At 31.6% G+C, this 11427-nt stretch carries 13 protein-coding genes; 6 read left to right on the top strand and 7 right to left on the bottom strand.

What is annotated here, in order from left to right; translation table 11 throughout:
• Positions 1-37: 37 nt before the first annotated feature.
• Both BKH44_RS04005 and BKH44_RS04000 read right to left on the bottom strand, forming a co-directional pair.
• Entirely contained in the window at positions 38-424 is a 387-nt protein-coding gene (locus BKH44_RS04005; RefSeq protein ID WP_095270284.1) for a diacylglycerol kinase, read from the bottom strand.
• Positions 424-1521: a hypothetical protein gene (locus BKH44_RS04000; RefSeq protein ID WP_143428300.1), complete on the bottom strand. Its 1098-nt coding sequence runs from the start codon at positions 1519-1521 to the stop codon at positions 424-426. The genes BKH44_RS04005 and BKH44_RS04000 overlap by 1 nt, the downstream gene beginning before the upstream one ends.
• A 110-nt stretch (positions 1522-1631) precedes the next feature.
• On the opposite strand from BKH44_RS04000, the gene pgeF reads away from it, so the two are divergent.
• The 5 genes from pgeF to hypD all read left to right on the top strand — a co-directional run bounded on the left by pgeF (position 1632) and on the right by hypD (position 5089).
• On the top strand, positions 1632-2390 hold the full coding sequence (gene pgeF, locus BKH44_RS03990; RefSeq protein ID WP_095270278.1) for a peptidoglycan editing factor PgeF: 759 nt from the start codon (positions 1632-1634) through the stop codon (positions 2388-2390).
• Between the two features lie 77 nt (positions 2391-2467).
• The gene (gene hypB / locus BKH44_RS03985; RefSeq protein WP_095270276.1) at positions 2468-3193 is read left to right on the top strand and encodes a hydrogenase nickel incorporation protein HypB; all 726 of its coding nucleotides are present in this window, start codon (positions 2468-2470) and stop codon (positions 3191-3193) included.
• A gap of 14 nt (positions 3194-3207) precedes the next feature.
• Complete coding sequence (locus tag BKH44_RS03980; protein WP_095270274.1) at positions 3208-3474, top strand: HypC/HybG/HupF family hydrogenase formation chaperone; 267 nt, start codon at positions 3208-3210, stop codon at positions 3472-3474.
• A 2-nt stretch (positions 3475-3476) separates the two neighbouring features.
• Positions 3477-3968 (top strand): DUF2147 domain-containing protein, encoded by a 492-nt coding sequence (locus BKH44_RS03975; RefSeq protein WP_095270273.1) that lies wholly within the window; start codon positions 3477-3479, stop codon positions 3966-3968.
• Between the two features lie 8 nt (positions 3969-3976).
• Positions 3977-5089: a hydrogenase formation protein HypD gene (gene hypD / locus BKH44_RS03970; protein ID WP_095270271.1), complete on the top strand. Its 1113-nt coding sequence runs from the start codon at positions 3977-3979 to the stop codon at positions 5087-5089.
• Positions 5090-5177: 88 nt separating this feature from the next.
• Here the strand turns inward: hypD and BKH44_RS03965 are convergent, their stop codons facing one another.
• Genes BKH44_RS03965 through BKH44_RS03945 form a run of 5 tightly spaced genes read right to left on the bottom strand, consistent with a single transcriptional unit; the run spans position 5178 to position 10002 of the window.
• Positions 5178-6002, bottom strand: coding sequence for an SPOR domain-containing protein (locus BKH44_RS03965; protein WP_095270270.1), 825 nt, complete (start codon positions 6000-6002; stop codon positions 5178-5180).
• Positions 6003-6023: 21 nt separating this feature from the next.
• Entirely contained in the window at positions 6024-6563 is a 540-nt protein-coding gene (locus tag BKH44_RS03960; RefSeq protein ID WP_095270268.1) for a DUF1882 domain-containing protein, read from the bottom strand.
• An 8-nt stretch (positions 6564-6571) separates the two neighbouring features.
• Entirely contained in the window at positions 6572-7810 is a 1239-nt protein-coding gene (locus BKH44_RS03955; protein ID WP_180674109.1) for a serine hydroxymethyltransferase, read from the bottom strand.
• Positions 7811-7824: 14 nt separating this feature from the next.
• Positions 7825-9342: a lysine--tRNA ligase gene (gene lysS, locus BKH44_RS03950; RefSeq protein WP_095270264.1), complete on the bottom strand. Its 1518-nt coding sequence runs from the start codon at positions 9340-9342 to the stop codon at positions 7825-7827.
• Positions 9343-9345: 3 nt separating this feature from the next.
• A complete protein-coding gene (locus BKH44_RS03945) occupies positions 9346-10002 on the bottom strand; it encodes a CvpA family protein (RefSeq protein WP_095270263.1) in 657 nt (218 codons plus the stop codon).
• Positions 10003-10092: 90 nt separating this feature from the next.
• On the opposite strand from BKH44_RS03945, the gene BKH44_RS03940 reads away from it, so the two are divergent.
• Positions 10093-11424 carry an apolipoprotein N-acyltransferase gene (locus BKH44_RS03940; RefSeq protein ID WP_257842586.1) on the top strand — a complete coding sequence of 444 codons (1332 nt, stop codon included), beginning with the start codon at positions 10093-10095 and terminating at the stop codon, positions 11422-11424.
• The last annotated feature ends 3 nt before the right edge of the window (positions 11425-11427 follow it).

Below are 11427 nucleotides of genomic sequence, written 5' to 3'. Positions count from 1 at the left end.
TAACTTATTTTTGCTTAAAATCCTTAAACCAAATCCATTACAAATATTCAGACCACAAAAAACTCCCCCATACCCCAATCCAAAAAATCAAAGCAACAAATTGAGCTGCACTCCCCATATCTTTTGCTTTTTTAGCAAATGGATGGAACTCTAAACCAGTAAAATCAATTGCATTCTCAATAGCACTATTTATAAGCTCAATCAAAATTGAGATCATACAAGGTAAAATAAGCAATACCCTATCAGTCCAAGAACTTCCAATAAAAAAAGCCACAATAATGCAAATCAGACCTAAAGTTAAAACTTGTCTGAATGCAGACTCATCTATCCATGCAGCCATTAAACCTTCTTTTGAATATAAAAAGGCATTGATAATCCTTAAAAAACCCTTTTTACCTTTTTTTTGATTCCTATCTTCTTTCATTATTCCTCATTTTGATTCAAAATAGTCTCAACTTTCAAATCATAAGTATTAAATAATTTAGCAAGAATTCTTTGTTGTGCACTACTCTTATCAATATTCAGAAGAATGGATGGATGGATTTTAAAATAAGGAGTTGGGATTTTTTTAGGCATTAAAACTACTTTAACACCTATTGCTTTATCTATAGCCATTGAGTGTAGTCCTTCTACAAGATTAATCAAAGCATTTTCATAAGGACCTTCTAACATACCTGTAACACCCAAACCAAACCCAACAAGCTCCTTAAGATTTTGGAGTCCTTTTTCATATAAAATATCGTTAAAAGGATTCTTTTTACCGGATTTATTGGCATTATAATCTGATTCAAAAATAGGATATAGGACACTTTTCAATTCTTTGGATTCAAAAGAAAATGATATATTCTCCAAAGCAAAATCAAAATCATCAATCTCTTCAGAAAATTTTTGAGGTGAAATAAAATTAGCATAATAAGAAATCATAGCATTTAAAATAGTTTTTTCAGATAACTTAGGACTTTTAACATTCGCAACTATACTATAGCTATAATTTGCCTTATTGGCTGTGATTTTACACTGATTATGAGAGCTGATTTTTCCATCTTTTTTATCTAAAATCTTATCTTCCTCACTGCATACAAATGAATCAGGCCTGAATACTTTATAAATCTGAAATACCTCATCATTTTGATTTTCTTTAATCTTCTTATCAAGCCCATCAAAAGTAAGTTTTGGAGATTTTATCAAAACTCGAACTGAGCTTGTAGTGATATTATCAACCTTCAAAGTCAAATCAGTAACTTTTAAAATCTCTTGGTGTGAATCTGTATCTATCAAAGCAATATTTTTACTCACACATTTATAATCGCTCACCCCACTGCACACAAAAGGATTATATTCTACAGATAAAGGTTTATCGCTTGAAGCATAGTCTTGAACTATTTTTTCAAGATAAGCATTCAAAGTATGTTCTAATTCCCATCGTATCTTAGAACTCAGTTTATACCCCATGATCAAAAGGATTACAATCACCAATGCCCCTAAAGATAACAAAACCAATATCAGCTTTTTATTAAACATTATAAAATTCGTCCTTATTTTTGAAGGTTTTTGGGATTATAGCAAAATGAGCAGTAAACCTCACTTAGAATCAGATATAATAAAAATTCTATGCAAAAAAGGAATCTCTTATGGAGAAAAATAAATCAATTTTCTACTCTGATAAAGAAAGCTCATTGTTCGCAGAAAAAAATATTTGTTTTATCCTTACTTCAAGATATGGGGGCTTGAGTCAATCTCCTTATGATAGCTTAAATTTAGCCTATCATACAGGCGATGATCCCAATGCGGTTTCACAAAATAGAAAACTCATCAATCAAATATTTTTCCCTACAAAAAAATTACTTTGGTTAGATCAAACCCATAGTGATGATATTTTGGACATTCAAAATAAGCCTTATATTAATGGATTTATTTCACAAGGTGATGCACTCATTTGTGAAGATAAAAAATTTGCTGCTATGATCCTAGTAGCTGATTGTAATCCAATCCTTATTTATGAAAGCAAGGCTCAAATTTTTGCGCTCATACACGCAGGAAGAGTTGGAATCCAAAAATCTATCTTGACCAAAACAATCCAAAATATCCTCAAAAAACCTCAAACTAAAATCGAAAATTTCCTTGTATTTATCGGAGCCTCTATCAGGAAGTGCTGTTATGAAATCAGCAAAGATCTATCAGAATCATTTCCTCAAAAATATATCCTTAAAAATAATTCAAGTCACAAGCTTGATATGATAGCAATGTTGCAAGATGAATTACTAAAAAATAATATACATCCCAATCAAACTCAAATCCTCCCTAACTGTAGCTGTTGTCAAAAAGAATTGTTCTCTTATCGTAGGGATAATATTACTGGTAGATTTGCACTCATCGCTTGGCTAAAATAAAAAACTAAATATTTAAATCCAAAAAGTATAATATACTATTCAAAATAAAAAAACATAACAAACTTGAGGAAACATAAATGAATACTAGAGAACATTCCTTGAATAACAACCCAAACCTGACAAAAAAAAACATTCATATTGTAGAAAAAATACTCAGCAAAAATGATCTCAAAGCCAATGAACTTAGAGAATATTACAAAAATGAAGGGCTTTATACTATCAATTTGATGAGTTCTCCAGGAAGCGGGAAAACTACATTATTGGAAAATCTTGCTGATTTTAAAGATTTTAAATTCTGCGTTGTAGAAGGAGATTTACAAACCAATAGAGATGCCGATAGACTGATAAAAAAAGGAATATATGCAGAACAAATCGCTACTGGTGAAGCATGTCATCTTGAAGCAGCTATGGTCCAAAGAGCCTTTCAAACGCTAAAAACTCAAGGAGCACTAAAAAATGCAGAATTTTTAATCATAGAAAATGTGGGTAACCTTGTGTGTCCTGCAAGTTATGATTTAGGTGCAGCACTCAATATCGTCTTGCTTTCAGTCCCTGAGGGCGATGATAAAGTCCTAAAATACCCCACAATGTTTCTATGTGCTGATGTTATACTTATTAGCAAAGCAGATATGATAGACTATTTTGGCTTTCGCGTCTCTCAAGTCCAAGAAGATATGCAAAAGCTCAAACCTAATATCCCTATAATCCTTACAAGTTCAAAAGATAAAAAAAGCCTAGAAATTCTAAAAGATTTTATTATAGAAAAGAAAAAACAAGGGTATTGTTCACAACACTCTTTTTGATATAAGGAAATACAATGTGCTTAGCCATCCCTTCTAAAATCATTCAAATTGACAAGACCACAAATTCAGTCACTCTAGAAACAATGGGTGTACAACGTCAAGCAAGCCTTGATTTAATGGATGAGGAAGTCCATATTGGTGAATATGTTTTGCTACATATTGGCTATGTAATGAGTAAAATTGATGAAAAAGACGCACAAGAATCAATAAAACTCTACAGACAAATGATAGAATCTATGGATGAAGAATATGAAGATTTACCACATCAAACAAAGGAATAAAAATGAAAAAATTAGCCACAATCTTTCTAGCTTTAATAGGTTTCATTTATGCAAATGATTTGAATGGTATCTATATAACACATATTGGCGATAGTGGCACACAATCAATTGTCCAATTTTTTAAATATAATGATAAATATTATGCATATGGTTTTGCTAACGTCGATGGTTCTCCACCCAAAAAAGACATCCACAATCCAAATCCAAATTTGAGAGACAGATTAGATAAAGGAGTTATTTTTGTATATGATCTCACTAAAGATGGTAAAATTTACAAAAATGGTAAAATCTACAACTTTGACAATGGCAAAACTTACTACCTAAAAATCACTCCAGAAAAAAATCAACTCAAATTAAGAGCAACCATTGATAAAAGTGGACTTATGGGAGAAACACTCATTTGGAAAAAACTACCTGAAGAAGAAACTCAAAAATATATTCCTCAAAATATTAGTCTAGAAGAGGCTATAAAAAACATTCCAAAACAGGACTAGGCTAATAAATGAATGATACTTTATTGATTGATTCATTTCGAGACAAAGAAATCATCTTAGCTCTTTGTCATAAAATCAACAAAACCGCATCAAAACTCACTGAGAAAATTTGCATTATGGAAGTTTGTGGGGGACATACCCACACCTTGATGAAATATGGACTCACCCATTTATTACCTAAAAATATTGAATTTGTACACGGACCAGGCTGTCCTGTCTGCATAATGCCAAAAAATCGAATTGATCAAGCATATGAACTCGCTTCTTTAAAAAATCACATCCTCCTTACGCTCGGAGACATGATAAAAATACCTGGTTCTAAGGGCAGTTTATCAAATGCTCGTTCTGAAGGAAAAGATGTCCGCTTTATTTACTCTCCCCTACAAGCCATAGACATCGCACAACAAAATCCTGAAAAAAAAATCATTTATTTTGCCATTGGTTTTGAAACGACTGCACCCATGACAGCAGCACTCTTACAAAAAGCCCAAATGATGCAGATAAAAAACCTTTTTTTTCATATCAATCATATTTTAGTTCCACCTCCTCTTGATGTCATTTTGAGTTCAAAAGATTGTAAAATCAATGCACTCATTGCCCCTTCACATGTCAGTGTAATAACAGGTGCTAAAATCTACCAACCTATTTTAGAAAAACACCAAATACCCATTGTTGTCAGTGGATTTGAGCCTGTGGATATGCTTGAGAGTATCTTGCAAATCATTACCCAATTTATCTCAAAAACCCCAAGCCTGCAAATCCAATATTCTCGTCTTGTAAATATGCAAGGAAACCTCAAAGCTCAAAGCCTTATCAATGATACAATGACACCAAGAAAAAATTTTGAATGGAGAGGTCTTGGCAATATCCCTTATTCTGCACTCAAACTAAAAGAAAAATATGCTTATCTGGATGCTGAAATCCTTTTTGATGATATTTTGACCAAAAATCCTATCAAAGACAATAAAGCCTGCCGTTGTGGAGATATACTCAAAGGGATAGCAAAACCTTATGATTGTAAAGTCTTTGGCAAATCCTGCAATCCCAATACTCCACTTGGAAGCTGTATGGTGAGTTCTGAAGGTGCTTGTGCAGCTTATTACAAATATGGCATTGCCTAAATATTAAAAAGTATCTTAAAAAAGAAAATTTCAGATTTTAATCAATGTTATCCCTTGTAGAGGGATAAACTAAATATTCTTTAGGAATTTATTTGATTTGAATTTGAATAGGTTTTGTAAATGTATTTGTAACTTCTAATAAATCCTTACTAGCTTCTATTTTTGAAGAATAAGGACCCACAAGGTATTTGGTAATTGTCTGTCCATTAAGCATTGAGGTTTGAGTGCGATAATTGAATTTAGATATTTTATTTAAAAATTCTTTATTGGGAGTTTTATTAAATGCTCCAACTTGTAAATAATAACCCGATGAAGCCACAGAACCATTTTTTGCTCTTGGAACAACATTTTGTTTAGGTTTGACAATAGTTTGTTTTTGAGGCTTGTTTTCTTTTTTAGTAGGCATTGATGCTTTTACAACACTATTATCTTTTTTCATTACAGGTTTTTTTTCTTGAGTGTTTTTATCTTGAGCAACATTATTTTCTTTACTTATTTCTGGAACAACATTCTCCTTATCCTGAGAAGAAGTCAGGTGATCTTCACTCATCTTATTTTGCTCTTTTGAACTCTCAGCACCAGCAAGTTGTTTTGCTTTGATATCTTGAACAATTTTATCAAATTTACTTTCTTCATCTGTTTTAGACATATCATCAATAGGCATATTTTCAAAATTTTCATTATCAAAATGACTATCACTACTCAATACAGAATCATCCATTTTTTGTATTGAACTATCTGTTGTCATTGACTCCTCTTTTGGCTCTTCACGAGTAATTTTCCAAAAGACAATCAATAAAATCAAAATGACTATAATTGCTACAATAATCATTAAAAATATTTTTTTAGGTTTTGAAGAAGATTTATTATCATCTCCCAACAAAAATTCATTCAACTCTTTTTTTTCTTCCATTTTAGACTCCTTGTAATTAAATTAAAGATGTTTTGCCCATAGAGCAGCTCTTTCTTTCGCATAAATTCCATAAGGCAATGCCAAGATATTAAAACTTTGAGGCATTTCATTGCTAGGGAAAACCCTCCATTCAGCTGGACATACTTGAGCTAATTTCATTGAAAGAAATTGAGCAAGCCTCTTACCTTCATTTACCTCTGTATGCCCTTTATGAATATACAAATGAAGATGTCCAGGTGTTTTTGAATGATAAGCTGTAAAATTTATAAAACCCTCTTCTCTAAACATTAGTTGGGCTTTATGATAAAATTTTTCAGTATTCCTACCATTATAATCAAATACAATATTTTCAACAGCATTTTTTAAGATAAGGGAATGAGCAATGATTATTTCTTTTTTAAAATGTCTTTGCATTAAGCTTATAGTCATCATTTCATCAACACGTTCAAATTTATCAAAAAATATCTTACCCATATGATTAATCTGCTTCCCCAATATATCTTTTTTCTGATAATAATGAGAAGTATCAATTTTGATGAGACTCATATCCATTTCAGTCATTAATCTCCTTAAAAAATAGCCTTATCATAAACTTTAAACTTTTTTGTCAATTCTTTAATTTCTGCTTTGATTTTTTGCTGCAAGGATGTATTATTAATATCATCAAGTATATCAGCAATTTTATTGGCAATCCATTCAAATTCTTCTTCTTTCATGCCTCTTGCAGTCAATGCAGGAGAACCGATCCTAATACCACTAGTAACAAAAGGGCTTCTAGATTCTCCGGGTACAGTATTTTTATTCACTGTAATACCTGCTTGACCTAATGCAATATCTGCATCTTTCCCGCTAAAATCTTTTTGCAAAAAATTCATCAAAATGAGGTGATTATCACTCCCCCCACTCACAAGATTATAACCCCTATTTACCAATACATTAGCCATTTTTTTAATATTCAACTTGATTTGCTTAGCATAATTTTTCCATTCAGGTTTAAGATTCTCTCCAAAACCTATAGCTTTGCCTGCAATAATATGCATAAGTGGACCACCTTGCATACCTGGGAATACAGCTTTATTGATTTTTTGTGAAATTTCTTCATCATTTGTTAGGATAATCCCTCCTCTTGGTCCTCGAAGGGTTTTATGCGTGGTTGTAGTTACAATATGACAATGTGGAAAAGGATTAGGATATTCATTAGCAACTACAAGCCCTGCAATATGTGCTATATCACCCATTAAAAAAGCACCCACACTATCTGCTATTTCTCTAAACCTTCCAAAATCTAACTCCCTTGTATAAGCTGAAAAGCCACACACTATCATTTTTGGTTTAATAAGCTTTGCATACTCAGCTACTTTATCATAATTTATCCTACCATCTAACTCAACGCCATAAAAAAAACTCTGATAAATTTGTCCTGTAATACTCACTTTTGCACCATGTGTGAGATGTCCCCCATGACTTAAATCCATCCCCATTATCTTGTCATAAGGCTTGAGCAAAGCAGCATATACAGATCCATTTGCTTGACTACCTGAGTGGGGTTGGACATTGGCAAATTCACAACCAAATAATTTTTTTGCACGATCAATTGCAATCATTTCTATCTCATCTACAAATTCACAACCACCATAATATCGTTTGCCCGGATATCCCTCAGCGTATTTATTAGTCAGAACACTACCCATAGCCTCCATGACAGCTGGAAAAGTATAATTTTCACTTGCAATCATTTCAAGATGATCATTTTGCCTCTGGAGTTCTTTTTGAATAATATCAAAAATTTCCATATCAGAATTCTCCATAAAATACTGCACAACTACTCCTTTGCTTCTTGTAATATTGAATCATCATAGTTCATTTTTACTGGCTTCATTGCAGGAAAAAGTATTATATCTTTAATTGTTTTTGAATCAGTAAGCAACATCACAAGCCTATCAATACCAATACCCTCTCCAGCTGTTGGAGGCATCCCATATCCAAGTGCCCATATATAATCTTCATCCATATATTGAGCTTCTTCATCGCCAGCATCTTTTGCCCTTACTTGTTCTTTGAATCTTTCTAGTTGATCTAGTGGGTCATTTAGCTCGCTAAAACCATTAGCAATCTCTTTCCCACCAATAAAAAGCTCAAATCGATCCGCAATTTCAGGTTTATTGTCATTCCTACGAGCTAAAGGACTAATATCAATAGGATAATCGGTGATAAAAATAGGATCAATCAATTTTGGCTCAACAAAACTGTCAAAAGCTTCTGCTAATATTTTTCCATAATTCATTGAAGTATCAATCTTAACTTGATTTTGTTTCAAAAAGCCTCTGAGTTTATCTTCATCTTCAATAATCTCTTTTGGAATATTACCTATTTCTTCAAGTGCTTTTTTATAAGGCATCACTCTAAAATTTTCAAAATTTATTATAGATTCATTGTGCTTGATTTGTTTGGGGAGATTGAGTTTTTCTAAGAGATAAAAAAACAATTCTTGAGTGAGTTTTATCAAATCTTCATAAGTCTTATAAGCCCAATAAAATTCAATCATTGTAAATTCAGGATTATGAGAATGATCCATCCCCTCATTTCTAAAGTTTCTGTTGATCTCAAATATAGCTTCAAAACCACCTACTATTAAACGTTTGAGATAAAGTTCAGGTGCAATCCTAAGGTATCTTTCAACATCAAGAGCGTTATGATGGGTGATAAAAGGTTTTGCATTTGCTCCACCTGGTATTGGATGTAACATTGGTGTTTCTACCTCTAAAAACCCTTTTTCTTCAAAAAACTTGCGTATATTTGATACAACAAGGCTTCGTGTTTTAAAAATTTCTTTTACATTTGGATTAGCGATAAGATCTAAATAACGTTGTCTATAACGCAATTCAATATCAGTCAAACCATGAAATTTCTCAGGTAAAGGAATGATAGATTTAGTAAGAATTTTGAATCCTAATGTATGTATACTTAGTTCCCCTGTTTGCGTAACAAAAGGATAGCCTTCAATATTTACAATATCCCCTACTTCTAAAGTTTTTTTGATAAAAACAAAATCTTCTCCTAAATCATTTTGAGACAAATAAGCTTGTAAGATTCCTGTTTCATCTTCTATTTTTACAAAACAAGCTTTGCCCATCAAACGTAAAAACTTTACTCTCCCTGCAATTGAGTATTTTTTTGAAGAATCTTTAGTTTCACTGCTTAACTTTAAATACTCAAATAGTTGTATAAAATCTTGATTGGAAATATTTTTTAATGCATCATTTCTATAAGGATTGAAACCCATATCTCTAATATCTTGAGCCTTTTGAATCCTTTGTTTTATATATTGACTTTCAAACATTCATTATTCCTTTGCTGGTCCAACGATGTTTGAAGGAATATTTTTAACACTCTCTTGAATTGTTTTTTGAACATTATTTGAAGTTTCTTGAGTGGATTGTTGGATTTTTTCTTCTAATTTTTTTGTTGCTTCATCAACAGCAGGATCAGTGATATTTTTTGCATTATTGATTGCTTTTTGGACACTTTGAATCTTCATGATTGAAGAAGAAATGGCATCCATCATTGAATAAATTTTACTATTTTGCTCCATATACATATTAAAACTCTTCATAAATTCAGGCTTAGAAATACCATAGAGGATAAAACCAATTATCAAAAATATCTTACAACACGAAAATATAAAACCAAGTGTTTTATCAATGATAGCAAAATCTGTTATCTTTACAAACCTTGCAATGATAATACCTAAAATCAAAAAAGCAACCCAAATAACAGCTAAAATAACCACAAAACCAATCAACATTGAAACAGAATGGCTATTAAAATTATAGACATGAGCGTTGAACCAATCCCCCATATTACCTGCAAATCTTGAAGCAAAAAATACGCCTAATACAATACCCAAAACACCAGCAAGCTCATTGACAAAGCCATTGTAAAACCCTCTAAGCCCAATCACTATGATGATAATGATTAATATTAAGTCGATATAGCCCATTTCTTACCTATGTTAATTTTAGTTTTAAAAAGTTATCATTCTACAATAAATAACCTAAAAATAAAAATCTTAAAAATTAAGGCAAAAATTTTGAATATTCACTTACATAAAAATATCAATATAACAATCAAAGATCAGAAAAAATATGGCATTTTCAGGATATGGTTATACCCTAAAATATGGAGCATTTATCTAATAAGTGCATTAATATTAGCGATGATATTTTTACTCCCTATTTATGGAAATGTATGGTTTTTTTACAAAAATTATCAAAATGCTCTTATTATTTTTGATACTATTTTCGCATTATTGAGTGTATGGATATGGTTTGGCGTACCAAAAAAATTAGCATTTTGGTTTGGATTTTTTGTAGGATTAGGGCTATTTTATTGGGTAGGTTTAAGTTTTAGATTCTCTCCATTCCCATTCCTTATCCCTCTGATAATGTTTTTTGTAGCATTGATTTATGGATTTATTTTTTATTTCTTGTTATTTTTTACTTCATCTTTTTATCGTATTTTGACATTGATGCTGATGAGCTATATACATCCTTTTGGATTCGACTGGCTCAAAGTAGATGCTTTTTTCTCTTATAGTATTTTTAGTGTTGACAAATTGAGTTTTTTTTGTATCATTACTGGAGTATGGGCATTTGTTTATTTCAAGAGATTTTACAAAATATTGGGTATTTGTTTTTTGTTCCTAGCACTAGATTGGGGAGGAATAAAAGGAAAAATAACACTACCTTCAGGTATTGAAGTCATAACAACAAATATCAATCAAAACTTAAAATGGCAATCTGAAAATCTAAACAATATTATTTGGCTAAATATTGATTCCATCAATAAAGCAATTTTAAGTGGTAAAAAAATGATTATTTTCCCAGAAACAACTTTCCCCTTTATCCTAAATAAAAGTTTTTTGATGCCAGAACTACTGACTTTGAGTAAAAAAATCACGATCATTACAGGTGCTTTGCGTGAAGAAGAAGGTCAAATTTACAATAGCACTTATATTTTCCAAAATGGTCATTTTACCTATATTGACAAGGTTGTGCTCGCACCTTTTGGAGAAAAAATACCCCTACCTGATTTTTTGGCAAAGCCTTTTTATAAAATCTTTTTTGGAGAAGAATACAGCTTGAGTGAAGGCAAAAAACCAGGTAATTTCACTATTGATAATGATGTATTTCGTAGTGCTATTTGCTATGAAGGGACTTCTGAAATAATGTATCAAGATAAACCAAAATACCTTATCCTTATTAGCAATAATGGTTGGTTTACACCAAGTATTGAGCCTATTGTGCAAAGGATGCTTATCAAATACTATGCCAGAATCTATGATACCATTGTTATCCATAGCATCAACCAATCCCCATCATATATAATATCACCTTTTATTTTGGGCGATGAGAATCTTTAGGAG

The organism is Helicobacter sp. 13S00477-4, from assembly GCF_002272785.1.
GTDB lineage: Bacteria > Campylobacterota > Campylobacteria > Campylobacterales > Helicobacteraceae > Helicobacter_J.
Note: the sequence above shows the minus strand (reverse complement) of the source record. Positions and strands in the feature narration are given on the sequence as shown.

Bases quoted from the DNA above. Each gene is read 5' to 3' on its own strand.
- BKH44_RS03960 (WP_095270268.1), bottom strand. From the start codon at position 6,563: ATGACTGAAATGGATATGAGTCTCATCAAAATTGATACTTCTCATTAT.
- hypB (WP_095270276.1), top strand. From the start codon at position 2,468: ATGAATACTAGAGAACATTCCTTGAATAACAACCCAAACCTGACAAAA.
- BKH44_RS03965 (WP_095270270.1), bottom strand. From the start codon at position 6,002: ATGGAAGAAAAAAAAGAGTTGAATGAATTTTTGTTGGGAGATGATAAT.
- BKH44_RS03975 (WP_095270273.1), top strand. From the start codon at position 3,477: ATGAAAAAATTAGCCACAATCTTTCTAGCTTTAATAGGTTTCATTTAT.
- BKH44_RS04005 (WP_095270284.1), bottom strand. From the start codon at position 424: ATGAAAGAAGATAGGAATCAAAAAAAAGGTAAAAAGGGTTTTTTAAGG.
- BKH44_RS03980 (WP_095270274.1), top strand. From the start codon at position 3,208: ATGTGCTTAGCCATCCCTTCTAAAATCATTCAAATTGACAAGACCACA.
- hypD (WP_095270271.1), top strand. From the start codon at position 3,977: ATGAATGATACTTTATTGATTGATTCATTTCGAGACAAAGAAATCATC.
- BKH44_RS04000 (WP_143428300.1), bottom strand. From the start codon at position 1,521: ATGTTTAATAAAAAGCTGATATTGGTTTTGTTATCTTTAGGGGCATTG.
- BKH44_RS03945 (WP_095270263.1), bottom strand. From the start codon at position 10,002: ATGGGCTATATCGACTTAATATTAATCATTATCATCATAGTGATTGGG.
- lysS (WP_095270264.1), bottom strand. From the start codon at position 9,342: ATGTTTGAAAGTCAATATATAAAACAAAGGATTCAAAAGGCTCAAGAT.
- BKH44_RS03955 (WP_180674109.1), bottom strand. From the start codon at position 7,810: ATGGAGAATTCTGATATGGAAATTTTTGATATTATTCAAAAAGAACTC.
- pgeF (WP_095270278.1), top strand. From the start codon at position 1,632: ATGGAGAAAAATAAATCAATTTTCTACTCTGATAAAGAAAGCTCATTG.